The following is a 26,715-nucleotide window of genomic DNA, read 5'->3' on the forward strand; positions in this document are numbered from 1 at the left end:
TTTACTTCCTCAAGTGCGCATCCAAAAACTTCAGCACTTCGCCGTAGCCTTTGATTTCGTTTTCCTTTTTCACGAAGCCATGGCCTTCGTCGGGGAAGACGACGTATTCTGCGACTACGTTGTTTTTCTTGACGGCGGCGACGATTTCATCGCTTTCGACCTGCAGTACACGGGGATCGTTGGCACCTTGCAGCACCATGATCGGATGCTTGACTTGGTCGGCGTGAAACAACGGTGAAATATTATACAAACGAACGCTGTCGGCGGTGGATGGATCGCCCATTTCGGCATAAAGCGCCTTCCTGAAGGACTCCCAATACGGCGGAATCGAGCGCAAGGTCCGCAGCCAATTCGTCACGCCAAAGAAGTTGACGCCGACTTTAAATTCGTCGGGGGTTGTGGTCATCGCGCACATGGTCATGAAGCCGCCGTAGCTGCCGCCGATGATGCCGATTTTGGTCGAATCAATGTAATTTTGGGATTGCAGCCATTTTTTGCCCCAAATACAATCCTTCAGGTCCTTGTCGCCGTGGTTGCGGTCGTCCATTCGGTAAAATGACTTGCCATAACCATTGCTGCCACGGTTATTGACCGCGAGAATGGCGTAGCCGTGGTTGACCAAATATTGCACCATCGCATTGTAGCCGGTGCGCGACTGTCCGCCGGGGCCACCGTGCACCATCACCAACGCTGGCGAAACGCTGTCGGGCGTGGCCATCAGCGGCTTGTAGTAAATGGCTGGAATTTCCTGACCGTCAAAGCTCTTGAAGCGCACAACTTCGGCAGTGACCAAATCCTCGGCATTGATCTCCGGATTTAGCGTGTTGGTGAGTTTTTTGAGCTCCTTGGATGCGAAATTGTAGGCGTAGATATTCGAAGGAGCTTTGGAAGTTCCTACGGAAAGGCGCATCCAATTTTCGGCGTCGCTGATGTTCACGGCGAGGATGTCGCCATCTGGAATATCAGGGAATGCAACCTCTTGCATCGTCTTGTTGTCGAGGACCTTGAGGCTATTTTTGCCATCTTCGTTGATGGCAATGACGCGGTACTTTTCGGTTTCGCTGAGGTAGCTGTACTGCACATCCCACTTGGCTTCGTAGAGTTTGCGATGGGTTCCCGTTGCGATTTCATAATCCATCAAAACGGTGAATTCCGACTTGGCATTGGTGAGATAGTAGAAATGGCTCGCATCCTTGTTGAATCCACTTCCCAAGTAATTTCCGGGGGCCGTGCTGTCGTGGATTGCGGTCATTTTACCTGATGCGATTTCGCGGATGTACAGCTCGTTTTCGCTTGTGGTGACCGGACGGGCCAAGGAGACCATTTTCTCATCCATGGAAAGGTCAGCAACCTCGAGGGCATCGTCATTTTGGAAAATGAGCTGCGGTTTCCAATCTGCGGAACTCATTTTGTACAGGTCCATCGCCTGCGGATTGCGTTTATTGCTGCCATAATAGAAGGCATTTTTGGCCGAATTAAAATTCAAGAAATCATTGCGCGCATCGTTTCCGGGCGTGAGGTCGGTCGATATTCCATCGTGGAGGAAGTAGATATGGCTCAGCTCATTGCCGCCTTGATCGGCAGAATAGATGATTCCCTGATTGTCGAGATTCGCCTCCGGGCCGGCAGGATGAATGTAGCCCTGTGCATACAACGACTGCACGGTATCATGCGTGAGGGCCGTCATCTTGCCGTCGGCGACATTGATTTCATAGAGGTTGTAGATGCCGGTTTCGTTGCTGTGGACGAGGAGTTTGGATTCGTCTTGCGACCAAAAGCCACCGCCCACGTTCGTGTTCTTGTAGAACTGCTCGATGGTATATTGCCTGATGACGCGCGGTGGGGTGCTTTGCGTCGCATCCTTGCAGCCAAGGATACCCAATGTGAGCAGGAGTGTGAGCGCAAAAAACGCCCGACTGAGTGAATTGATTTTCATTTTCTTAAGTCTTGAGAAAGCGAAGATAACAAGAATATCGGCAGCCCGACGGGGGATGCATTTGGGGATTGGACGCGGCGGGTGTGGACTTGGTTACCGCCCCTTCGCAGAAAGCTTCGCAACCATCAACGTCAACACATGCAGCACCAGCCCCGTCACGAAAACGCCGACGAGCACATTCGCACTGTGCACGAAAACCTCCCCCCAGGAAAAGAAGGAGAAAACGAACTTGGGGATTTTCCAGAAGAGCACCCACATCGTCGGCAGCAAGGCCAACCAACCGATGACGCCCAAGAGGCGATAAGGCTTTTCAGAACCCCAAGCAATGGCGTGCATGACCCAATTCAGTGGCAGGCAAAGCAACCAATACACTCCGAACAAGGTCAAAGCAAACAGGGCAGGACTATTGTCGGTAAGCAAGGACTTTGCGGCGATCAAAAACTCGTCATGGGTGATGGAATCCGAAAACATGACGGCAAACGCATCGAGCACCAAAGCGTGGAAAGCAGAAATGGTCTCGACCAGACTGCGGTTGCCCGATTGCATTGTCATCACGACCAGAAACAGCAAGCCAATCAGCTGAAATGGAACACTTTGCAATAAGATCTTTACCCATTTGGGCTTGGTGAAAAACGCATAAGGAAGTTCCTCAACGGGAATCTGTTTGCGCTCCTCCTCCGTCATGTTCATACCGAAGACTTTGAGACTCGACCCGGTGGGAATCCAACCCAAAATGAATTTGATGCCACCAACCGTGGCACTGTGCAACGGCAGCCACCGATGATAGAAAGTGACAAATTCCAGCACGCCAATTTTGAAAAGCCTGCAAAGAAGCAAATTGAGCACGTTGCCGCCGAAAATCAGAACAGCCGAAATCATCGTACCGAGAAGGAAGGCATTGGGGGAATAGATACTCACATCAAATTCGTTTTAGAAATCCATTCTACAAAATTTCACAGCCTGAGCCTGCATCCCCAAAATACGAAGGGTATAAATCCCGGTTTCCAGGTCTGAAACATCCATTTGGAAACTCTCTGCCAACTGCGTTCCTAGCACAGCCGTTGCCATGACAACACTTCCTTGGGCGTTGATGACTTGCAAAATGCCTTCGCCTTCTGCTTGGGGCAACTGCACACGCAGCCAATCCTGCGCAGGGTTGGGGTAAACGGAAAGGCTTGGTGTTTGGTCCGCAATCCAAACCTGCTTCGCAGGCGCATACGCGACCGTGCCCGCTGCGTCTGTGTACGCGAGGCGGTACCAAGAATAGCCCTTCAAGGGCGCAATATCCAACAGCGAATATTGCGTTTGGTCGGCCCTCCTCGTTTCCATCGGTGCATAATTGCGGGCGTCTGCACTTCTTTCCACCGTGAAGGAACCTTCCGAATTGGGATTCGAATTTGCCCAGCTGAGTTCCACCTGATTCGTTGTATTGACTTGCGCATTCCAATCCGACAAACCTTGAGGAAGAATGATGCAGGTATGACACGGTGCCACACAAGGCGCTGTTTGCGAAGCCAATACCCCGTTTCCAGCCACCAACAACTGCGCGGTTCCGCTGACAGCAACGTCATATATTGCGCCCGCAATCGGGATCGTCGCCGTAGGCGCCAGGTTTACATCGTATTGATAAACATTGTTGTTGGAGCCGACAAATACGTTGCCACAATTGTCGACCGCGACGCCAGAATACTGCTCGGCGGTGCCTCCCGGAATTGCGACGCTCGTGATCAAAGCTCCCGTCGCCAGATTGCGTTTCATCAACGTCACGCCGTTGGTCGTGAAGGCAAACGTGCCGTAAACGGCAAGTCCATTGATCCCCGAAGTCGTATTCGTTCCATTGGCGTACAGCGGACCGTTGTACAATAAGCTGTAGCCATTTCCCACGTTGTAAATCGGTCCGTAGGTGTTGTTTCTGCCCAAAAATTCATTCCCGACCGCTGTCAAAACGTAATAATTGCCAGAAGCTGCGGGCTCAAACGCGCGCGGTTCCGATCCAGATACTACCACAGCCCCAGTCAGGGCGCCGGTCGTGAGATTGACTGTTGAAATCGAATTCGCGGGAACCAAAACGGCACTTGCTGAATATGCCGTCGCCATCGACAACCGCGAAAAATCGCAGGAAAAGGCGAGACGCCAGAATTCGTAGACGCCATTGTTGACGGTCCATTGCACGATGCCGCTGCTGTTCAATTTTTCGCGGTTGCCATCGCAGCAACCTTCGATGATGTAAACATTGCCGAGGTCATCGGTGATCATGTCGCCGTACCAATCGGTATGGTTGGTGTTGTAGTTCCAAACCAAGGCACCTGCGGACGTAAATTTCTTCACTTTCCACGGGCTGCTGCCGCCAAACGCGTAGATATTTCCACTGCAATCCCAGCCCACATCAAAGACCTTTCCTTGGGCTGTAAAACCCGGATTGATGATCCAAGGATCAATGAATAACGTCTGTGCGTGGTCATAATCTGCAACCTCAAAACGCAATACATTGCCCACCAATTCAAATCGAATGTCCACAGGATCACCGCTTTCCAGTAAATAAGCCGTCGGTGCGTGATCGATCAAGGCGGCATCGCCGAGGGTGGCGTGAAGATTGCCTTCGCTGTCTAGAAACATTTCGTCAGCTCCTGCGAATGCCAGCGCAATATTTGCAGCATTAGCGCCCGGCTTCACGGTCAAACTGTACTTGATTCCCTCGGATGCATGAAACGTATATTCGAGGTCTATTCCGTCATACAAACCGTTGTACTTCAGGGCTGAATAGCTGCGAGCCCCAACAAGTTGGCCTCCATTCGCAGCATAATGAAACAAAGGTGTTTGGAGGGAATCCAATCGAATGGCAGTGCCCGTGGAGCCCAACCATTCGGCGGAAATCTGAAGGGTGTCGTAGATGATTTTCTGAAGATCTTCCTTCTCGTTGTCGGGTTCGTCCTCGGATTCCTTCTCGACCATGTACCGCGGCACGGCGACGGGTTTCCGGAATCGGTAAGAGAACCCGGCGGAGGTGTAGAAAATCTCGGTTCCCTTGTTGTCCACGCCAGCAAAAACAGGCTTGCCCTCCACGTCATCAAACTGTCCGATATTTTCCACGAAATATCTGTCTTCGTAGGGATCAATGCGCCAATCAGGGCTTTGGGCAGCAAGCGAAGACCAGATAAAAAGCAAGGCAGCAAATAGGACAATTCTCATAGAATGAGCCGAATTGGGCATTTTGCCAAAGATACTTCGCCACGCGGGACTGTCCAAGTTTGGGAAAGGCCGATTTGATTCACCCAACCAATCTCGTGTGATGCCCCTTCGTTTTCATTGGATAATCTGACTGATCAAAGCAACACTGAAGATGCTGAGCAAAAACCATCCGACGAAACCTTCCAGGACAGCCATGTATTTGGCCATGCCTTGGAAAGGGATTTCGCCAAACCCGAGTTGCGTGAAGGCATTGAGGCTGTTGGTGAAGGCATCGAGCAAATGAATCGCGAGCTGTGTGACCACATGGGCGAGCAAAATCAGGCTGAAGCCCATTGTTGCCGTGAGCCGCTTCAACGTGCTTTGCATGCGCCATTTGCCCAAGGTGTTGTCAAAACTGCCATAAATCGCCTTCTGAAAGCGAAAATAAAGGCTGTCGACACGGATCCATCGCCATCCGCCGACATTGAAATAGGCGGGTAGCGTTTTTTTGTGCTCCTTGAGAAATTGTAGAAATTTATCGCGTTCCTCGTCGAGATAATTTTCCTCATCATGGTGGTCTTCGAGGATGGAAACCAGTGATTTACCTTCTGTGAACCACTTCGCATAGTTCTGCATGCGCAGCGGAATTGAAATCCGACTTTGAATACCGCAATGCCGTGGAAAGAAGAAGTAAAACAGTCCAAAGGTCAACAACACCCAAAAGGACCAAATCATAGACTTCACCGGATTGGTTCCGTAGTCGCAGAAGGTCTTCAAAAACACGTTCATCAACCATTGAAAATACACCTGAAAATCAGGATCTTTTTCGTACAGATAAGCAAGGTAGGCCGTTTCGACATCCTTCCATTCGTTGTAGCAAGCATTGGCAGAGAGGCGATTGCCTTGGTCACGGTAGGAGGAGTAAAACAAGGCATAAGTGCTGATAAGGGTGTTGAACCCAAAATTGCTGCGGAATTGGTTGATGTTGCCGCCGTGGAGCATGAGGTTTTGTTCGGGGTCGTAAATGGCAATTTTGTCGCCTGCAAGGCTCTGCCATTCGACTTTGGCATTGCTGGTGTTGAAATTGAAGGCCTCGGCCAAAATGTTGCCCTCCAAATTGCAGTCGTGGATGCTCAGTTGATTGTCGACGGCGGTGAATGAAAGATCGAGGGGAACGTTTGTCGTATTATGCGTGAAGTTGAAGGAGTTGAACGCCGAGTTTCCCAGGTTGATTTTTGCGCTGCGACGATTGGGAAGACCTTTGTCGAGGTGGAAAACACAGCGGTCGAAACTGAGGTCAAACGGATCCACGCGGTTCAATAATTCGAAAAAAGGCGGAACCGGCGGCAGGTTTTTGATGACATTCTGTGCTTCATTTACCCTCGGATTTTGCACCCATTCGGGGTTTTGGCTGAAAACGCAATTGGTAAAGCTCAAATGGTCACTGACTTTGCTCGCGGTAATTTCCATGCCATGATGGAAGGTGCAGCTGTCAAAGTCAAAAAATTCCAGCTGACTCGAATAGATATAAAGATGATGTTTGAACGTACATCCTTTGAAAATGCCCTGCAAGGATTGACAAGATCTAAAACCGACGATGTCCTCAAACACAACATTGCGCAGCAAGTACCAATAAGCAGACGGGAAAATGCAATTGTTGAATTCGACACCTTTGCGCACGATAATGGGTGGACCGTTGGTAACAAACCGTTTGTCGAGGTCATTGTCCTCCGCGCGGTCAAAAACCACCTCGACATTTCGGAGGATGACAAAATCCTTTTTGGAATGGTAGGAAACAGGATAACCGACGTTGTTTTCTGCCGGCAAATCCACCACATCGTTTGTCAGCTCCTCCATCAGGCGCCGGAATGAGACTTTTTGGCCGTCGATGCTCGAGCCCGACAATGCAGTGGGAACGCAAAGCAAAAGGCCAAAAAGAAACCGATGCATAGGAGAACCGATCAATCTCGTAAGGTGAATATGCTTCATCCTTCGCAATGCAAACCATTGCAAGGATCATTGTTCCTTGGAAATGTTTAATAATTCCATGATGATGGGATTTTGGTCCAGAAAGGCGCTGGAACGATTCAAGGCTACGACCGTATCCACATTCCATTTCGCATTTGCAAGGAATGTATTCGAAAACTTATTCCTTAGTTCAAATCTTGTTGTTTTGCTACTGAATTCCTCTGTGATTGTTAACTTGAGGAATGAATTCGAAATTGGTATTTCTTGTGTTGCTGCTCTTGCACGTCTACGGTCTGCAACTGGTAGCGGGACAGTCTTTGGGTAGCCCCTGTGCCAGGGCACAGTCCTACCATATCGTTGTCCTCGGCTCGTCGACCGCGGCAGGCTCAGGCCCAAGCAGCCCTGACAGTACCTGGGTCAACCGCTACCGCCGGCATTTGCAGACTGTAAATCCTGCCAATCTCCTTACCAACCTTGCTGTCGGCGGTTTCACGACCTACCGCATCATGCCCACGGGCTATACACCGCCGCCGGGACGGCCTACACCCGATGTGACCCACAACATCACGCAGGCCTTAAGCCTCAACCCCGATGCCATCATCATCAACATGCCCTCCAATGATGTTTCCAGCGGATTTACCGTCGCCGAGCAACTCCGCAACTTTGACACGATCATCGACCTTGCAGCTTTGGCCGGGGTACCCGTTTGGATCACGACCACCCAACCCAAAAACTACACCAATCCGCAATCGGTGCTCAAGCAAATCGAAGTGCGCGACTCGATCTATGCACGATACGGCAGCAAGGCGATCGACTTTTGGACGACGATTGCAGCCCCCAATGGCTGGATTGATACGCTTTACGATTCTGGCGACGGCACCCACCTCAACAATGCGGCGCACGGCATCCTCTGCAATCGGGTCATTGCCGAATTCATACCTGATTCGCTCTTTTTGCCGCTTCCTTTTGTGGACCTTGCGGCGCTTTCGCTCTCGCCCGTGTATGCGCCTGTATGTGGCGACCCACAAAGCATATTTCGTGCGTCGGTCGCCAATTTCGGGCAAGCCGCAACGAATTCGCCGGCCTTGACCATGCTTTGGGAAAATCTGACCACCAACCAACAAGGGCAACTCGTTGGCAGTCTGGCAGTTTTGGGAACCTGCGACAGCGATAGCTTTGACTTCATGGTCAATACCGCCACTGCCGGGTACTACCGCATGCGCGTATGGGTGGTGTACCCCGGTGATTTGGCTGCGGCCAATGATACCACCGAATTTTTAGCCCATTTTTCTGGAATTCCGACGCTGACAGGACAATCCGACACGCTTTGCGGCATCGGACAAATGCCTTTGTCGGTCATCGTGGATCCGCAAGACACTGTATTTTGGTATGATTCGCAGTCAGGTGGAAGCCTTGTCGGAAACGGACCCCTGTATTTGACGCCTAACCTTTCCACGACCACCACCTATTTTGCTGAAGCCGTCAGAGGTAACCTCTTTGAAGTCGGGCAATTGTCGACCACGCTCAATTCGGGTGTAAATTGGAATGGAGCAATGATGGATGTGCGTGCGCTGACGGCCTTGACCATCGACAGCTTTGGAATCAAAATCAATTCTTTGGGAATGCAAACCGTCGGTATTTATACCAAATCCGGCACCCATATCGGATTTCAGACCAATCCCGGAGCGTGGACCTTGCTGGGCACCACTACGGTTCAAGTGAACAATTCGGGAAATTTGACCCAAGTACCGCTTGGTGGACTTTCCCTGAATGCCGGAGACACGATGGGTTTGTATTTTTACTTGCAGAACACGGCTTCGACGCTTTCTTACAACTCCGTTTCGCAGCCTCAAACACGGAGCAATGCGGAAATTGCAATTTTTACGGGCAGCGGCGTAAGTACGGGCTTTTCCAACAGTTTCTATCCCCGTGACTTGAACGCGCGGGTGTATTACCACCATGGAAGCCGACCGCTCGGCGATTGCAGCACAGGCAGGATTCCGGTCACCGCCGTGTTGTCACAGCCTGATGTCGCCTTGCCTGCCGATACCATCATTGACTTTAATGCCAGTTTGCTGCTTTCAGCGCCTTCCGGATTTGTACAATACCATTGGTCGACAGGAGATTCAGGCAATAGCCTCCTGCTCACGGGGATGGGTTTGGGTACCGGCATCCACCACATCCTCTTGACCGTCACCGATAGCGTGGGATGTTTCGCAAGTGACACCATCGTCGTGGGCGTCGCCTATTTGCTGGCAACCACCTCGCCATTGGAAAATGATCTGGTTATATGGCCCAATCCTGCAGGCAACTTTGTCAGCGTTCGGGCCGAATCGGATTTGGAGGATGGGCTGCTGCGTTTTTTCAACCTTGCGGGCCAATTGCGCTCGGAGCATCGCCTGCTTGCAGGGCATGACGAACAAATCGACATCCGGGAGCTTGCAGCGGGTGTTTATTTCGTCGAATTCCAAACTGGTGATCGGATAAAAATTTACCGCCAAAGGCTGATTGTCCAGCGTTAGTGCGCAGGCGAATATTTGTTCTGCGCACGGTGTCTCCTGAATCGAACGCATTTTTCTATCTTGCCATTAAAAGAATACCATGAAAAAATTGCTCCTTGTCGGATGGATGCTTGCCCTGGGTTGGGTCGATTTGGCGGCACAAGACACGTTTTCCATCGTGGCGGTGGACAGCGTCACGGGCGAAGTGGGTAGCGCAGGCGCCTCTTGTGTGGACTTGTTTTCCTTCCCCGGATACACGAATCATTTTCTCGGTGACTTGATTCCGGGTGTGGGCGCGATCAATACCCAAGCGTACTACCTCGCTGGCAATCAGACGAATGCCCGCACGCGAATGAACGCTGGCGATACGCCACAACAGATCATCGATTGGTTGGTCGCCAATGACATTCAGGGAAATCCCAACATCCGGCAGTATGGTGTGGTCGGTTTGGTGAATGGAAGTCCGCAAGCGGCGGCGCATACCGGGGTGAATACCGACAATTACAAAGGTCACGTTCTGGGTCCGAATTACAGCATTCAGGGCAATATCCTGCTCGGGCAAATGGTTCTGGATTCGATGGAGGCGCAGTTCAACCGCGCCCCGGGCGACTTGGCCTGCAAACTGATGGCAGCCTTGCAGGGCGCCAATATGGTGGGCGCCGATACACGTTGCAGCGTCAATGGGACGTCCTCTTTGTTTGCATTCGTCAAGGTTTCGCAGCCCAACGATCCGTATGGCAGCCCCTCCTTTTTGGTTTCGGTCAAGACGCACAACAACGCAGGCATCGAGCCGATCGATACTTTGCAGACCTTGTTTGATGCGGTGAAGACCTGCAATGTGACGGCCATTCAACCCAGCGCGGACATCGCAAGCCTCCATGTTTTTCCTAACCCCGCGAATGACCGTCTGACGGTGGAGTGGGAGGGGGCAGGAAACAACCCGTTTGAGGTTCAAATTCTCGATGCAGTGGGGAGGGTCATCTCACGCATGGAATGTTTCCATCAGCAAACCATCAATATGGGACATCTACCCCCCGGACTTTACCGCTTGCAGGTCGTCCATGGAGAAAACAAGCAAGGCGTCACTTTGATCAAAAACTAAACGCAATCATTGAAAATATGGGATACGGAATCATGCCTTATCGGGTCAAACTGGCAGAAATCGAGCAATTGTTCGGGACGAGTGACCAGGAACTCGCAAGTCGCATCAGAAATGCCATCCAGGCGAGGCTCCAACAATTGGACAATAGTTTTGGGGATCCTTCCGCCACGGAAATTCTTACAGATTTTTTGGATGGGAAGATTTCACACCCTCAAAGCGGTCACCTGTATTGGTACGTTATCGAGGCGATGATCCGCTATTTTGGAACGTTTTTGGCCAACGGCGAATGGTATCCGGTGCGCGACGAGGAAATTTACAAAGTGGCTGGGACGAGCATGTATCACTTGCGAATTTCCAAAAAACTCCCTTCGCCGGATGACTTCCCTTCCGTCTACATGGTATTTCACGCCGATCTTGACAAGGCGTCCATGAGCATCAAGGATACCGATCATGACGCAGCGCAAAAAGCGCAATTCGAAGACTGGTGCACCAAGGCAAAATCGGCTGGCCAGGATTTGGTGATGTATTATTATTGAGCATCAAGAATATGAAAAAGCCACTCAATTTTCTTCCCGGATTCAAGGCGAGTTGCCTGACTGTCTGCATTCTCTACATCTTCCTGGCTGGCGGATTGTTTGCCCGTGGGTTGATGGTTGCGATGGCCGAATACCAAGTGCCACAAGCACAATTGGATTCGCCGCATTACTACGATGCGATCTTTTGGGTTTATTCCCATATGCTGATCCTCGGATTGCTCATCGGCGCGATTGGATGGCTGGTCAAGGAAGCCAAGGCGCAGATTTGGCTCTCTAGGCTGATTTTCATCGTCCATGTTTATTATACGATTCTGGATTTCAAGTCCTCTGATTCGGCCGTGGGGAATGCGCTTTACAAGGGGCCTGCCTCCATTTTTCCGGCGATCATCGCCCTTTTGGTGACTTTGTTGTTTTTGCACTTGAGTTTTGGGAAGGCAACTAACATCAGCCCTGGGACATCGCCGCAGGGAAATGACTGAAATTTAACCTGGCGAGACACACGAGGCCCCCGAAAACGTGCGGCACTTTACACCCGAGCCTAACAGCTCGATAACGCCCCGGGCAACAACACCATGCATTCAATACGACCTAATCCAGAATCCAAGTTTGTCAGACAGACCAACTCCCATTCGCTTACCAAAACCTCCAATACAAGGCCACGAGGGCGCCCACAATCAGGAGGCTGCCGACCAAAAAGCTTTTGGAGACCTTGAACAGGGCGATGTCCACGTCGAGCTTCTGGGCTTTGTCGCCGCTGCGGTTTTCGATCATGGAAATGACCCACATGCCGGCGATACAGAGGATGAAGACGAATCCCATCCGGTCCAGAAACGGAATTTCGTAGATACCGTCTGCTGTCAATTTGGAGAATCCCATGCCGGAGAGCCAAGACAAATCCATCATCCGTGGGAGGAACTTGAAGAGCACCGAGAACCCGAATCCGCCGATGGTAGCAAACAATGCGGCATTGCTCGTGGCCCGTTTCCAGAAGAATCCCAACAAGAACATCGCGAAGATGCCCGGACTTACAAATCCTGTATATTCTTGGATATAGTTCAATCCGCCCTTGTCAATGCCCAAATGGGGTGCAATCAGCACGGCGATGAGCATGGAAATCATCACGACAATTTGCCCGACCCGCACCTGTTGCTTTTCGCTGGCGGATTTGACGATGACTTTTTTGTAGATGTCCAAGGTAAAAATCGTCGCGATGCTGTTGATTTTCCCAGCCAAGGAGGCCACAATCGCGGCGGTCAAGGCTGCAAAGCTCAAGCCCTTCAGGCCTACGGGCAGCAAATTCAACAGGGTTGGGTACGCTTTGTCCGGTGCCATGGCGCCTTCCGGACCGATCATTTCAGCTTGGAATTGCCCATTTTTGAAGAGCACATACATGGCGATACCGGGGATGACGACGATCAAGGGCATCAGCAATTTGAGGAATGCAGCGAAGAGAATGCCGTTGCGGGCTGTTTTCAAATCCGCCCCAAGGGCCCTTTGCGTGATGTATTGATTGCAGCCCCAATAGCTGAAATTCGCGATCCACATGCCCCCTAGCAGAACAGTCAAGCCGGGCAAATCGAGGAAGTTGGGATTGTCGCGCTTCAGGATCATGTGCATGTGTTCGCTTGCCTGCGTGGACATCATGCTGAATCCGTCAAAAAATCCGCTGCCGCCGCCTTGTTCAGCGACCAAGTTCAGCGCCAAATAGGTCGTGACCAATCCGCCGAGAACGAGGAAAAAGACTTGAATCACGTCCGTGTAGCCGATGACTTTCATCCCACCGAGTGTGATCAAAATGGCAAATGCCGCGAGTCCGTAGGTGCACAATTCGAGGCTCAATCCCGAAATGCTGCTGATGGCCAAGGCTCCCAAAAACAGGATGCTCGTAAGGTTGACGACGACATAGAGCATCAGCCAAAACACCGCCATGATCATGGCCACGGTGTCGTTGTACCGCCGGCTCAGGAACTGCGGCATGGTGAAAATGCGGTTTTTGAGGTAAACCGGCATAAAAAACACGGCCACCACGATCAAGGTCGCTGCCGCCATCCATTCGTAGCTCGCCACTGCCAAACCGAGCTTAAATCCTGCCCCACTCATGCCGATGAACTGCTCGGCGGAGATGTTGGAGGCAATCAAGGAGGCACCGATGGCCCACCACGTGAGGGAACCTTCGGCCAAAAAGTAGTCTTTGGAATCAACTTCCGATTTGCGCTTCCGGAAATAGACCCACAAGCCGTAGGCGGCCACGATCACGAAGTATATCAGAAAGACGACGTAATCGAGCGGTTGGAGTTGGTGCATATCACTTACTTTGCAACAAAAGTAATCACCTTTTCACGGGCATCAAATTTTTCCAAAATCTGCTTATTTTGGAAATTGATGCGGTTTACATTGCCGATCTTCAGGCAACAATGGCTTCCCGTCGGAACGTCTTTGAGCATATTGCCGAGGCTAATTGAAATTCCATTGAAGGCGTCTTTGCCGCTACAGTTGGCACTGCCCACTTTTGTGAGGGTGCCTCCGGCTGTCTTTTGCGCAAGAATGTCGATCTGATCGATGGTGTAGCGGGCATCCTTGGGAAGGCCACTGCGAAAGCCATCGTCGGGAATGATCTTCACCATGGCATTGCTATTGGCGTTGATCGCGTTCAAGCCATCATATTCCTTTCCATCGACCATGAGTCGGATCTTTGGAGCGGGCGGCGCAATCACGCGAAAACTTAAGTCGGCGATTTTGATGCTTTGCCCATTGGTCAGCGATGATAGTGCGACGACACAGGTTTTACCCTTTGGCACGACCGTAACAATGCGCTTGTCTACGGGATTTAGGAACACTTCCGCCTCGGAGGCAGAAAATTTGGGGCTGTAATATTCACCCAGCAGCGGCACGTCAAGGGAAAAGGTATTGCCGCATTGAAAGTACAAATTCTGGACGGATTTGGATTCGAAAACAGCCTCAGGTTTTACGACAGTGTATTTTCCTTGCAACTGCAATTCCGCGATGTCGCCACTGGCAGTCGGAATTTTTGCAGTCGCCCCATAGCTTGCTTCCTTTTGATGCTGCCCGACTGGAAAGCCACCCGGCGCGGTCATGGACAGCGTCGCGCTTGTTCCACCTGGGTTCGCGCGAACGCCACTCCCAATAAATTCTGGCCGCACCTCGGAGTCAAACATGGCGACCGCCAGCGTGGTCTCAAATTTCATCCCTGCTGCAACGACCCTCGATCTCGGAATATCAAAGAAGGCCAACGAATCGACCTTGAACGTGGGCTGCACCGAGGACGCGGATAAAAAAACTTCCAGTATTTCGTTCTCCACCTGCAAAACCGACTGGCGAAGGCGCTCCAAGGTCACGAGGTCTGTGATGACGTTTGTTCCCTCAAATGTGGCAACCTCCCATGGTTTCGTTTTGTCCTCATAATTCGGTGCATCGGGATCTTTGCCGGGGTCAATCGCAATCTGTCCAAATGTTGCGAGCGGGAACTCTTGCCTTCGGTTTGGTGTTTCATGTCATTTGCGAAGTCGATGTAGCCATTCAGCTTTTCCCGAAGCATGTGCGCCTCGCCATCCCCACGCCCCTCATTCGCAGGCGAAAGGCCCCATAACGTTTGGTTGGCCACATTTTCGTCTGGCTTATCAAAGGGTTGGAAGTCGTAACCACCACCCATCTTGGCCAATTGGCGCAAAAGATTTTCGAGGTAGCGCGTCATTTCGTCCGTTTCCTCCTCAAGCTTGTCAATGTGCTTCAAAAGGAATTCGGCTTTGGAATCGCCTTGAGCGACCTGCTCATTGATTCCCGATTTGGTCATCATCGCGGTTCTACGGTTTTGCCTGAGCAGATTCTGATTTGCACCATGCAATGCCTGTCGCACCTTCTCTTGGGCAGCGCAATCCTTGGCGTTGTGATTGCCGCCTCCAAAATTGCAGGCTGTGAGGCTGCAAAGGGCAATCGCCACAAAGAAGAATGTTCTTGTTCTATTCATTCTATGATTGGTAAAATTTGAATTATCATGCCAATCCTGTGGAAGGACAGCATGACGCCAATCTAGACAAATTTCCTGCAATTGGGAAAAAGCCTGTCTCGCCGATTTGATTGAGGAGCTAGATAGACAGCCACGTTCATAGCCGCCACGGTCAGCTTTCATGCATCGGCGTTGGTGGTTGTCGATCGGTCTTCTTGCTGGGCGGCGACTGGGAGGCGTCGGCGTTGACGCGTTGTATTGCGGCTTTGCGGCGGAAGGATTTTGTTGGCGGCGTGCCGCCTTTTTATCGCCTCACCCCATCCCCTCTCCATGTCCTTCGGCATCGGAGATTTTGAAGGCCATGGAGAGGGGCGATGTCGGTCGGCGGTGCCGACTGTGAGGCGTCGGCGTCCCGCCGAAACGCCGATGCTGCAGTCAGCCTCTGGCTGGCGAGTTTGGGGAAGCAGTTCGAGGACGAGGGATCGGCTGTGCCGATTTGGGACGAGGCTTGCCTCGTCTGTCTGACCAATAGTTTTGGTGGAGAGCGCATGTTTGGCGGGGGATTGGCGGGAATTTGGCGTGCAATGCAGCACTCTGGTAGCAGGGTGGTTGCGGTTTCTGGGCGCTTGGATTGCAATCTGGGATGGCTTGATCGGTGGGTTGCCTAAAGGTCCGCCTGCGGCGGATGACATTTATTGGTGTTGCGTTGGCGTCTGCGACGCTTTGGGGTTGGCGTTGGGACATGGGGATCCTGGCCGAGGGCGGTGGCCCCGGCTATGGGATTTTGGCCTTTGCCTACGGCGATCTAAAGATTCAGGCCTTTTGCGAAAATTGTGGGTTTGGGCTTATTGTTTGCTGAGAGGTGGGGATTCCTTTTTGGGGAATAGTTTGGATAGGGCGGCTTGGAGGAACTGCTTTGGGTCTTGGTGACGCATTCGGCTGTCGGACAGGGTTTTTGGGGCTGGGACAGCGTGATGGGTGGCGCTGGGCAGGTGGCAGTGTGAGGTTGAGTGTGAGACTTGAGTCCACGCTTCGCATGGGGCATGAAGCGCGGCGATTCTGACGATGCCGTGTTTGTGGTGTTGGAGGATGCGGCGACCGACTGGGCGGATTTCGCGCCATTCGATCAGGATGGCGGTTAGGTGGTTGCGGGTGTCATCTACCGGTGGAATAGGGAGGGTGATGCCATCTTTTGGGAAAAAGTCGATGGGGATCCAATCGCTGGGGTCGGACCATTTGGTTTGGATGCTGCTGCTGTTTCTTGTTTTGACGTCTTGGCGTTGCCATTGTTTGAGGATGGCATTGTAGAAGATGTCTTTGATCTCGGTCTGACGGATGTGCAGGCGGAATTCTAGTCTTGCGTTGCCGTGGACGGGGATGGCATTTGCGGCGGCGGTGAGGCCGGTGATTTTGATCGCTGTTGGGTTGTGCTGCGGGCCCATCGGGGTCATGTGGACTTTGGCGCTGGGCGCTTCCGGGCCGCTGAGGTCGAGGCCTTTGAGGGCTGGTGCGACGTCGCAGAATTGGAATTTTTCGACGTAGGGCAGCTGTTCGCCAACGATGTGGACTTTGTTTCTGTTGGGTGCGCGGCGAATGCGGCTGGTGAACAAGTTCTGGGGATATGCTCGAAAAATGGGGCCCAGCGGGTCATCGGGGCCGCTGGCTTGGAGGCCGGCGTAGATTTGCCCGGCCATTTTGGCTGCGCCACCGAATTCCATTCGGTTGTCGTGGTAACGCTGGGTGGCGTTTTTAACGTGGATTTTGTCGGGTGCGAGGTGGACAATGTTTTTGTTGTCGCGGACGCGGAAAATGAGGTTTTGGAGTTTACCGGAGAGCAAGATGGGGCCGTGTGCTTTTGCCATTTACGTGTTGTTGGTGGATTCGATTGTTGAATATACACATTTTCTGGATCAGAATTTACAGGATTTGCAGAATTTTCTAAATAATGTATTGGTTGGTAATGCCTTGGACTGAATCGAAGGAGGACGACCTCGTCTGCTGCTGGATAAATGGTTTGTTTTCGCGCCGAAGGTGCCGTCTGTGGGTAGCCTCGGGCGGGAGCCCGAGGTTGGGTGGTTCCCACCGTTTTTTTCGCTTTGGCGGCGACCGCTTGCGGTCGACGGCAAAGCGGAGGTTGGCGGCTCTGCTGCGGAGGGGATTTTGTTTGCGGCTTTGCCGAATGAGGCGTCGGCGTCTCGCCGTAACGCCGATGCTGCATTTCAGCCTCAGGCTGACGAGTTTAAGGATCGTTTTGTAGGAATTGATTTTTATGTTTGGGTTTTGTAAATTGATGATTCAAACTTTTTGTGGCGTTGTTGACATTTTTAAACGTATCCCATTATCGCTTGACCAAGGTGCGGACCTCGCGGGACAAGCTGTTTTGGGACCTGGACGGGCGGTATTTTTATTACAAGCACCAGGACGCTGGCGGCTGGAGGTCGGGCAGGACCATGTGCAGGGGCAGGATTATCTGCATAGCATCCATGGGTGGATCAAGGGGGTGAATATGCCGGGGGATTTCTCCGGGTTGAACGAGCCCGGGCGTGACGGGGATGTGACTGCCGGGGCCAACTTGGACCGCTGGGCGGCGCGGGATGCCTATGCCTACCACTTGGGCTTCTATGACGGGGACTATGATCCGATCGGGACGGTGAACATGGGAAGCACTGCGGCTGCTTGGACTGACATGGCCGCTGACATCCTGACACTGCCAAGCCAAGGTGCGGGGCTTTACAACGGGAACATCGCCTTGATGATCACTGACCTGAACTTCCCTGCGGGGATGAGCAGTTACAGCGGGGCAAGCTACAATGCGATGGCCTACCAATATGACCAACTCAACCGCATCAAGCAGTCGCGGTCGTATATCCGGGATTTTCTGGGTTGGGATCGACTGACGGGTAACACGGGCTACTTCGATACGGACTACGGCTACGATCGCAACGGCAACATCCTCTACATGCACCGCTGCCTCCCCTATTGGACGGGCACGGACTGGGAGGCTTGGGACATGGACATTCAGGAGTACCACTACAACCGCGAACCTGGCAGCGGCCATTTGCTGGACAACAAGTTGAAGGTGGTGCGGGACGGGGTTTCTGAAACGTTGGTGGACATGGACATCGACGATCAGGCGGGTGGATCCGGGAATCCGGATGTTTTCAATTACCGCTATGACGCCATCGGGAACTTGGTGCGCGACAGCTCGGAGCATATCGACACGATCCTTTGGGACTTGCAGGGGAAGGTGCGGGCTGTGATCCGCACATCGGCTGGGCGAACGCTAGGGATGCCGGATTTGTATTTCTGGTATGATGGCATGGGCAGACGGATACATAAGCAAGTTTTGATGCCCGTGGAGGATGCTGACCCTGATACGACGGACACCTGGTATGCGCTGGACCCGCAAGGGAATGTGATGTCGGTGTATGAACAGACGAGGGCGAGCGGATGGAAGCATACGCGGGTGAAGGAGTTTCCGATTTATGGTGCCGACCGGTTGGGGATGGTGACGGCGAACCTGCTTCTGCGCAGCGAGCTGATGAGCCTTGGGCCTGTATTTGATCCGTCTTGGACGTACCGGGCTTTGGTGGTCGGAGAGGTGATGTATGATTCTCCGAAGTGGAAGGATCCTGCTGATCCTGATCAATCGGAGCGGAATGAAGGGGAGTATGTGGTCTTGGTGAACAATACTGACCGAAGGCTGCCTTTGAGTTATTTTTCCCTCGTGGAGCTGCTCTCTGGGGATACGGTGGTGCTGGACAGTGCGGATACTTTGGAGCCTCAGCAGCGGTTGGTGGTTGCTTTTACGGATAGTGTGGAGCTTTTTGGTCGCCTGGCGATGCTGCCTGAGGTGATGCAGGGGGATACGCGGTTTTCGTTGTTGCGGGCGCAAATGGACATGGCGCTGCCTGACAAGGGGGGCATCGTCGCAGTATTGTGTCAGGAACCTGGCGGCGACACGATGGAAGTGGACCGGCTGGGTTACGGGGAATATTTTGGACTTTTGGCTGAAAATGAAGAAGTTGTGGACAGTCTCATCGACTCTTTGGAGCTGAGGAGTTCTTTGACGTCTGTTTTGCGTAGAGGGTTTTCCATGGACCCCATCGTGGTCGGTGGCGGGCCTGTGTATCATGGCGGTGGTGTCGTAGGTCAGTCCGACCCTGCCGTCGAGCCATTGCCCTTGCCTGTTCCGGGAATTGGGAGCTACTTGTTGTCGCGCGGCTGGAGGCGGTATGAGTTGAAGAATCGGTTGAGCGATGTGCTGGCTGTCGTGTCGGACCTGAAGCTAGGGATGGAGTCTGGTGCGCCTGACTGGATCGTGGAGTACTACGTTGGGGATGTGTTGCGGATGCAGGATTACTATCCCTTTGGGATGGAGATGCCGCAGCGGGGTATGTGAGCGAGGAGTATCGGTATGGGTACAATGGTCAAGAAAAAGACAATGAAATTTCGGGTAACGGAAACAGCTATACAGCTTTATTTTGGAAATATGATGCAAGGTTGGGACGGCGATGGGAATTAGATCCCGTGAATAATTCAAGCATTTCGGGATATGCGACTTTCGCGGACAACCCGATCTTCATGGCAGACCCGACGGGCGCTGAACCATGGCACCCGGAGAAAGATGATAACGGAAGTCAAAAGTTGGTCGCCGATCGAGGAGACAACGCTGCAACCTTGGAAGCCTACCTTGGCACCATTGGGGTTGATTATTATCCAGAGGAATTTGAGGAATGGAGCATCCAAATCTCAAATGCCGAACAAAACCAGCAGGTAGCCGAGCTTCATTCCGACAATGGCAAGTTTGACAATTTGGTCGGGCAATTTTTAATGAGTCGATTGGACGAGAATCCCGCATGGGGGAATAAATATGGTTCCGGAGGAAATAAATGTAGTCCAGTTTCATTTGCAAGGTCATCAGCCGCAGTGGAATTCGTGTATGGCTCCGAATCCGAAAAGTTTAAATATTGGTCAGGAGCCAAAAACAAGCCATACGGCGAGGTTGGCTATTATCAGTTCCAAAACATATTTGGGCCAGGTGTCACATATGACTCGGGAAATACAGGTGATCAGAACTTGGCGAGGTTGCACGGAGACAATTTGGGACTTTCAGTGGCAATGCGAAAAATGGCCGCACCGGGTGTTCAAGTGTGGTCTGGAACGGGGTTTCATGTATCAAACTCTGAGGTTTGGGACATGCGACTAACACCTGGCGCGATTATCGGGCTTGGAGCTCATTCTGCTATATTTGTCGGCTACTCGACGGATAGCCGAGGCATCCTTCAGGTAACCTATTGGGATGACCATAATACGACCTACACATATGGGAGATTTGAAAATGATCGAAATCGCTGGGTGAAACCAAGATTGTTTCATGGCGGTAATTGGAATTAGAATAATGACACAATGAAAAGAGTTGCTCTACTTGTTGCATTCTTATTGCCACTTATGGCTTATTCTCAGGTCGTTGCCATCGCTGTAGACACTTTGCAAGGAGATTCAGAATTCAAGGGTGAAATTGATTTGGTTATTCTGCTTTCCACGAGTAAAGAAAATAGCCAAAGGGATCTTCAACGATTGATGGAGGCGGAAGACTGTAGAAGGTTTAAAAGAATAGCAATTGCAGTAGACTCTTCGATTGCTGAAATTCCGGAAATTCTATTTACGTGGACCTGGGTTTCTAAGTTGTGGATTTATGGCGATCTTGAATATTTTGCGGCTGGTTTCGAAAACCATCAAATTCCCATGCCGAATCATGAAAAAATTCCACGGAAATTCCGAAGATTCATCAATTTGGAGGAATTGCAAATTTCATTATTGCCAATCCGAAAAATTGGTATTGTTGGTCGATTGAAGAAAATTAACGTACTAAAGTTGAATTCGATTTTGTTGCGACGCCTTCCGCTCTCCGTCGGTACCTTAAAAGAGCTATCCACTTTGAGTGTTTCAAATTCTCCTTTTCAAAAATTGCCAAATTGGATCGGAAATCTCTCCAACCTAAGCGAAATCAACATCTCGAACACGGGTGTTAAATCATTGCCAAAGCAACTGTTTTCCTGCGAATTGCTAAGAACCATTGATTTTTCCTTCACAAACGTGAGTTTGGTTCCTGATGAAATTAAGAGCTTGTCTAATTTGGAAAGAATCGTTGCACCAGGAGAAATTCAATATTGCTCCCCATCGATTTGCGAATTGCCCGTCCTGAAAATATTTATAGGAGGGTTTACTGATTCTGCTGTCCGCCCAAAGTGTCTTGACGACACACTACAATGGGAAAACGCAGATTTGGTGTATGTAAAAAGGTAATAGCTCAAAGTCTCTGCTGGCCCGTATAATGGTCTAAGTTTGCAGGAATAGAGATATTGAAAGTGCCCCGCGCTCAGATTTGAGCTGAATCAAGGCGAGTTTCCTTTGCGAAGGTGGTTTCACGGGCATTGGAATATGATATTTGAAACATTATATGTCAAAATATCTGCTGGGTGTGTTCTTTGCAATGTTGGTCTGGAAATCGATGAAATTTTTGTCGGTGATAGGCCACTTGGGCCTAATCCGTATACCATCAAGCACTAAAAGCATCCGAGCATCGTATTCCTAGGCGACACCATGGAGGTGGACAGGGTTGCCTACGGGGAATACTTTGTACTTGCAACTGAAAATGCTGAAATCGCTGACAGTCTGGTTGGTTCACAAGAGATAAGGGTTAGTTTGATGTCGGTCTTGCGCACTGGTTATTCGATGGGGTCGGGGCAGGAGGGCGCCCTCTAAGTGAAAAGTAAAAATGGCCGGTTGGCCATCATTGGAGGCAATATATGGAATGCAATAACATCCTATTTAGGTTGGCAGGTTCAAGTGAGCTTGGAATGTCCTTTTGCACAAAGGCCCAAATGCGCCTCGGCCTATCGGCCTTTGTGGCTGTGTTGCTTCTGTTTTCGAATGGCAGCCTGTTCGCCGGGTCGGTGACCTATGTGAAGCCGATTGCGAATGCCAACCTGACCGCGGGACATGTGGTGACGTTGAGCGACCCTACGTGGGTGGATGAGTTCAACAACCCGGGGGATTTTGCGGTGCGGCGGGAGAATCAGGTGCGGTTGATTTATAGCCGTGATTCTTTGAGTGATGTGGACGGGGCCAACTGGACTTTGAGTGTCAACTATACGATTTTCTTTACGGGTCAGCCTCAGTTGCAGCCTGTGACCGGGACCTTGGCCATCGGGCATACTTCCTCTTTGCATAACTATACGGCTGCGCAGGTTTACGCGCCCGGGTCTCATACTGTGAGGGTAAAGCTGAACTCGGTGACGGTGGGCGGGACTACGCCTTTTCCGGAGGACGTGCACATGGAGGTGGTGACGGTGACCGAACGCTATCGGAAACTCGACATTGCGCAGCAGCCTGTCTTGAATTTCAATTCGACAACGGGGGTGTTGAGCTGGAATTACGTGCCGGGGGCGGAGGAGTATGATTTGGAATGGGCCTGGGTGGATTCTGCATCGGGCCTGGATTCGGCGGTGTCTTCAAGCGCGCTGCGCGGGGTGAACATGCCCGGGAATTATTATTTGCCGCAGCTCAATTATCGTGCGGGGACGGTTTGGTTTCGCGTGCGTGCCGTGGGGCGTTTCATCGACATGGGCAATGACTGGAGCTACAGGAGGTTTGGGGCCTGGTCCGATGCGGCGGGTTGGGAGATCGACGGGACCGACTGTTTCGAGCGGTACCGCAACCTGACCTGGACGGCGAGTTTTGCCGAGGACGGGAAATTCAAGAAGGTGGTGACGTATGTGGACGGAGCCGGGAAGACGCGGCAAAGTGTGACGCAATTGAGCAGCGACAGCACGTCGGTGGTGGTGCAGACGGAGTATGACAACGAGGGCCGGGGGGTTCTGACGACGATCCCCATCCCTGTAGCCGGGATTGACCTGCATTACCGGGATTTGCTGAACACGACCGCCGGGGGTACGTTGGCCTACGAACCCGGCGACTTCGATGACATCCTGTTGACCAATGCGATGGCGGTGAACAGCGGCTCTGCGAACTATTTTTCTTCTTCCAATACCTTGGGCGGGATGCACCGGGATTATATTCCCGACGCGAATGGGTATCCCTTCACCGAGACGGAGTTCATGCGTGACGCGACGGGCCGCGTGGCGCGGCAAAGCGGGGTCGGGGACGATCACCGGTTGGGGTCGGGGCATGAAACGCGGTTTTTCTATGCGGATGCGTCTGCGACGCAGTTGCACCGGATGTTCGGGGGGAATGTGGGGAAGGCGAGCCACTACATGATGAAGATGAGCGTGGACCCTAACGGTCAGCTGGGTCTTGCCTGGCAGGATCAGCAGGGGCGTGTGGTTGCCACGGCGCTGGCGGGTGATACCCCTGCCAATCTGGTGGCGCTGGATGACCTGCCCACCGACACGGTCACGGAGAACCTTTATGCCAACAACCGGATCGATACCCTGGAGGGTTTGAGCCATACGCAGCACATCTTCCCCAACGAGACGCCTGGCAAGCTGTATAGTTTCTACTATGCGTTTACCGGGCCCAATGTGGCGCTGGGCTGCATTTGCGAGGAATGCTCCTATACCCTGGAGATCTCGATCCGCGGGCCTGACGGGCGGTTGGTGGACCTTGACAGTGCAAGCGGCGGTCCGACGGATACCATCCTGACGGCGATCTATCCCCAGACGGGGGCCGGATGTCCGAATCCGTCGCATTCTGCGGAGATCCGTTTCAGCGCCAATTTTGACGGGATCGGGGCTTATCGGTTGGAGAAGAACCTGCGCTCGGTGCCGGTGGATTTGGACGCATTGCTGGATTCGCTGGAGGGCTGCGGGCCGAACCTGCAGGACATCATCGATGAATACATCTCGGAAATCGATACGACGGTCTGTGATGTGGATTGCTATAGCCTTGTGCCGATCTGGGTGAGCCCGGACACGGTACCGGCCCATGTGATCGGGCAGGATACGCTGGATTCGCTATGCAACGGTGCCTTTTATATCACGGGGGCCGATATCGCACAGATCGAGTGTGGCTCGATCTATATGCAGATGTGGCAGGCTTACGCCCCGGGCGGATGGTTGCATGACTCGGTGGTTTGGGCCGGGCTTGCCGGCGACTCCACACGCATCGACAGCTTGGTGCGGACGCACAGGGAATGGTGTCATTACCGGCAATGTTTGGCGGATACCGGGAGCCGGAGGTTTGATATGATCATGGCTTCGCTTCCTACCTTTAGCAAGGCGGTGCAGTACCACTATTATCCCAGCCCGACTGACAGCCTCATGGATCCTTGGTTCCAGACCACCTTTGGCTCCGGCGGCGACTTCAGGTGGCTTTTTCTGGACTCACTTCTTGACGATGCCGGGCATCCTTTCCAGGACGATCCTGACTCTGCCATCATTAACCATTTCAATCCCGACAATAGTGACTTGGATCCCGCTTATTACTCCTCCTGCGGGGGTGATCCCGACTGCGAGGATACTTTGCGGCATTTCTATACACGGGGGGCCTACTTGACAGCCAAGATCGGCTTGCAGATACGGCTCATGGAGGATTCGTTGGGCTGTCCCTATTACCAGGATGTGCATACGATCGTCCACAAGCCTGCGATGTCGGCGTTTGCGATGGAGGACATCGGGGGCTACAACAGCTTCGTGACCGCAGGGGAGTGCAATGTCGCCTGTGCGGCCAATGTGGCGCTTTGGGTGGCGGAGCTGACCGACAGTTGTCCGGCGCTGGATGAACAGGACTCGCTGGCCCTGATCGATGCCTTGTTTGACTATTGCATGGGGACCTGCCAGGATGGGAACCCGTCCGGGCTGTTGATGGATGAGGCGATCACCTCCGGCGACCTTGCTGCAGTGGTGGCGATTTTGGGCGGTTCCTGTGATCAGTTCCTGGACAGCATCGCTGTGCCGGACCCCTACATCTATACCGACAGCCTGGGCGATACGCTCAAGACGCTATGTACGTTTTGGGATCCCTGCTTTACGGCGCTGGTGGATGTGATCAATGAAAACTGGGCCTACGGGGCATGGCCCGGGCAGATCGCCATCGCCGACTACCCTGTGTTGCAGTGGTGCTACCCGGGTGACTCGCTGATTGTGGTCACCGATACCTCGGTGGTGCTGGTGGACACCAACAATGCAGTGAGTTGTCAGGTGCTGTATTTGGTGGACGCCAACGGGACGGGGATTGCGATGGACTCGGTGAAGTTCTTGCGGGTGCCCGAGCTGAACGTGAATCCCGTGGGCTTGAACCAGAGCTTCGTGCTGGGCGGGGAGACCTTCGACTATCAGCACATCGAGCTGGAGGTGACGCTGATGACCGCCGACAGCACCGACAGCCTGGTGCAGGGATTCGTGTATTCCTCGTGCGATTCGTTTTTGGTGTGGCAGGACAGTTGCCTTGCGCCCCAATTGCCGCTTGACTCTGCTTGGCTGCTGGCGGACAATCCCGAGGCGACGCACGACAGTTGCGTTGCAGCCTTGGTGGCAATTGCGACGCAGAATGCGACCAATGCCTACCAGAACCAATACAATGCCTATATCGACGGGTTGTTGCAGTCCTTTTCGCGGGCCTGCTTCTCGTCGCCGTTCCGGGGAGACTTTCGAGGTGCGGCACTTGCCGATGTACTACCAATACACGCTGTACTATTACGATCAGGCGGGGACACTGGTGCAGACGGTTCCGCCCGAGGGGGTGGAGTTGCTGGACGCTGTTGCGGCCAACCGCTGGGTGGGGGGGTATGCGGACCCGTCGGTGGATACCAACGCGCACCGGCTGCCCACACGCTACACATACAATACATTGCAGCAGACGCGCAGTGCCAAAACGCCCGACAAGGGCCTGACGCAAATGTGGTACAACAGCAAGGATCAAGTGCGGCTGAGCCGCGATGCACGGCAGGTGGCGGGCAACGACTACGGCTATGTGTGGTATGACGAATTGGGCCGCACTGTGGAAAGCGGTCAGGTGGAGGGCTATGGCGGATCGATCACGCAGGCGGTGCTGGATGATTTTGACTTTCCAGCGCGGGCCTCGCAGACGCTGACCGACATTGTGACCACGACTTACGACACGGCCTCCGGGCTGAACCAGGGTGCGGGGATGAATTTGAACCTGCGGACGCGTGTGAGCGCGGTGGTGCGGGAGGACAGCGAAGGGGATACCGTGGCTGTGTGCCTGTATCGACATGACGACCATGGGAATGTGTCGCGGACGCTGGACCGACCTGCGGGGGCTGGGGATACAGAACCTTGACTATGACTACGAGCCGGTCTCAGGCAATGTGCGCGAGGTGCGGTATCAGGACGGGTTCCGGGACTTCTTTGCGCACCGTTACAGCTATGATGCGGACAACCGCTTGACCAGGGCACGGACCTCGCGGGACAAGCTGTTTTGGGACCTGGACGGGCGGTATTTTATTTAAACACGGCCGCTGGCGCGCCTGGAGTCGGCAGGACCATGTGCAGGGACAGGATTACCTGCATAGCATCCATGGGTGGATCAAGGGGTGAACATGCCCACCGGATCTC

18 protein-coding genes are annotated in these 26,715 nt (G+C 52.7%); 10 read left to right on the forward strand and 8 right to left on the reverse strand.

The window, feature by feature from the left end; genetic code table 11:
- Position 1: 1 nt before the first annotated feature.
- The 4 genes from IPN95_12000 to IPN95_12015 form a co-directional block, all read right to left on the reverse strand.
- A complete protein-coding gene (locus IPN95_12000) occupies positions 2-1,936 on the reverse strand; it encodes a S9 family peptidase (protein ID MBK9450104.1) in 1,935 nt (644 codons plus the stop codon).
- 93 nt (positions 1,937-2,029) lie between these two features.
- The gene (locus tag IPN95_12005) at positions 2,030-2,854 is read right to left on the reverse strand and encodes a hypothetical protein (protein MBK9450105.1); all 825 of its coding nucleotides are present in this window, start codon (positions 2,852-2,854) and stop codon (positions 2,030-2,032) included.
- 12 nt (positions 2,855-2,866) lie between these two features.
- Positions 2,867-5,125: a T9SS type A sorting domain-containing protein gene (locus IPN95_12010; protein MBK9450106.1), complete on the reverse strand. Its 2,259-nt coding sequence runs from the start codon at positions 5,123-5,125 to the stop codon at positions 2,867-2,869.
- Between the two features lie 114 nt (positions 5,126-5,239).
- The gene (locus IPN95_12015; protein ID MBK9450107.1) at positions 5,240-7,054 is read right to left on the reverse strand and encodes a hypothetical protein; all 1,815 of its coding nucleotides are present in this window, start codon (positions 7,052-7,054) and stop codon (positions 5,240-5,242) included.
- A gap of 260 nt (positions 7,055-7,314) precedes the next feature.
- Between IPN95_12015 and IPN95_12020 the strand changes: the two genes are divergently transcribed.
- The 4 genes from IPN95_12020 (at position 7,315) to IPN95_12035 (ending at position 11,690) form a co-directional block, all read left to right on the forward strand.
- On the forward strand, positions 7,315-9,594 hold the full coding sequence (locus tag IPN95_12020) for a T9SS type A sorting domain-containing protein (GenBank protein ID MBK9450108.1): 2,280 nt from the start codon (positions 7,315-7,317) through the stop codon (positions 9,592-9,594).
- Positions 9,595-9,673: 79 nt separating this feature from the next.
- Positions 9,674-10,675 (forward strand): DUF1028 domain-containing protein, encoded by a 1,002-nt coding sequence (locus IPN95_12025; GenBank protein MBK9450109.1) that lies wholly within the window; start codon positions 9,674-9,676, stop codon positions 10,673-10,675.
- 17 nt (positions 10,676-10,692) lie between these two features.
- A complete protein-coding gene (locus tag IPN95_12030; protein MBK9450110.1) occupies positions 10,693-11,211 on the forward strand; it encodes a hypothetical protein in 519 nt (172 codons plus the stop codon).
- A gap of 11 nt (positions 11,212-11,222) precedes the next feature.
- Positions 11,223-11,690 (forward strand): hypothetical protein, encoded by a 468-nt coding sequence (locus IPN95_12035; protein MBK9450111.1) that lies wholly within the window; start codon positions 11,223-11,225, stop codon positions 11,688-11,690.
- Between the two features lie 154 nt (positions 11,691-11,844).
- On the opposite strand, the gene IPN95_12040 is transcribed toward IPN95_12035, so the two are convergent.
- Genes IPN95_12040 through IPN95_12050 form a run of 3 tightly spaced genes read right to left on the reverse strand, consistent with a single transcriptional unit; the run spans position 11,845 to position 15,196 of the window.
- Complete coding sequence (locus tag IPN95_12040) at positions 11,845-13,515, reverse strand: sodium/sugar symporter (GenBank protein MBK9450112.1); 1,671 nt, start codon at positions 13,513-13,515, stop codon at positions 11,845-11,847.
- A 5-nt stretch (positions 13,516-13,520) separates the two neighbouring features.
- Positions 13,521-14,531: a hypothetical protein gene (locus tag IPN95_12045; protein ID MBK9450113.1), complete on the reverse strand. Its 1,011-nt coding sequence runs from the start codon at positions 14,529-14,531 to the stop codon at positions 13,521-13,523.
- Between the two features lie 32 nt (positions 14,532-14,563).
- On the reverse strand, positions 14,564-15,196 hold the full coding sequence (locus IPN95_12050) for a hypothetical protein (protein ID MBK9450114.1): 633 nt from the start codon (positions 15,194-15,196) through the stop codon (positions 14,564-14,566).
- 353 nt (positions 15,197-15,549) lie between these two features.
- Here IPN95_12050 and IPN95_12055 point away from each other — a divergent pair, with 353 nt between their 5' ends.
- Entirely contained in the window at positions 15,550-15,843 is a 294-nt protein-coding gene (locus tag IPN95_12055; GenBank protein MBK9450115.1) for a hypothetical protein, read from the forward strand.
- A gap of 177 nt (positions 15,844-16,020) precedes the next feature.
- Here the strand turns inward: IPN95_12055 and IPN95_12060 are convergent, their stop codons facing one another.
- Positions 16,021-17,037 carry a hypothetical protein gene (locus IPN95_12060; protein ID MBK9450116.1) on the reverse strand — a complete coding sequence of 339 codons (1,017 nt, stop codon included), beginning with the start codon at positions 17,035-17,037 and terminating at the stop codon, positions 16,021-16,023.
- Positions 17,038-17,465: 428 nt separating this feature from the next.
- On the opposite strand from IPN95_12060, the gene IPN95_12065 reads away from it, so the two are divergent.
- The 5 genes from IPN95_12065 to IPN95_12085 all read left to right on the forward strand — a co-directional run bounded on the left by IPN95_12065 (position 17,466) and on the right by IPN95_12085 (position 26,609).
- Positions 17,466-19,577, forward strand: coding sequence for a hypothetical protein (locus IPN95_12065; protein ID MBK9450117.1), 2,112 nt, complete (start codon positions 17,466-17,468; stop codon positions 19,575-19,577).
- 128 nt (positions 19,578-19,705) lie between these two features.
- Positions 19,706-20,572: a hypothetical protein gene (locus IPN95_12070; GenBank protein MBK9450118.1), complete on the forward strand. Its 867-nt coding sequence runs from the start codon at positions 19,706-19,708 to the stop codon at positions 20,570-20,572.
- Between the two features lie 12 nt (positions 20,573-20,584).
- The gene (locus IPN95_12075) at positions 20,585-21,484 is read left to right on the forward strand and encodes a leucine-rich repeat domain-containing protein (GenBank protein MBK9450119.1); all 900 of its coding nucleotides are present in this window, start codon (positions 20,585-20,587) and stop codon (positions 21,482-21,484) included.
- A gap of 578 nt (positions 21,485-22,062) precedes the next feature.
- Positions 22,063-26,121: a hypothetical protein gene (locus IPN95_12080; GenBank protein MBK9450120.1), complete on the forward strand. Its 4,059-nt coding sequence runs from the start codon at positions 22,063-22,065 to the stop codon at positions 26,119-26,121.
- Between the two features lie 266 nt (positions 26,122-26,387).
- Positions 26,388-26,609 carry a hypothetical protein gene (locus tag IPN95_12085; GenBank protein MBK9450121.1) on the forward strand — a complete coding sequence of 74 codons (222 nt, stop codon included), beginning with the start codon at positions 26,388-26,390 and terminating at the stop codon, positions 26,607-26,609.
- Positions 26,610-26,715 lie beyond the last annotated feature (106 nt).

This window comes from Bacteroidota bacterium (genome assembly GCA_016718825.1).
Lineage (GTDB): Bacteria > Bacteroidota > Bacteroidia > J057 > JADKCL01 > JADKCL01.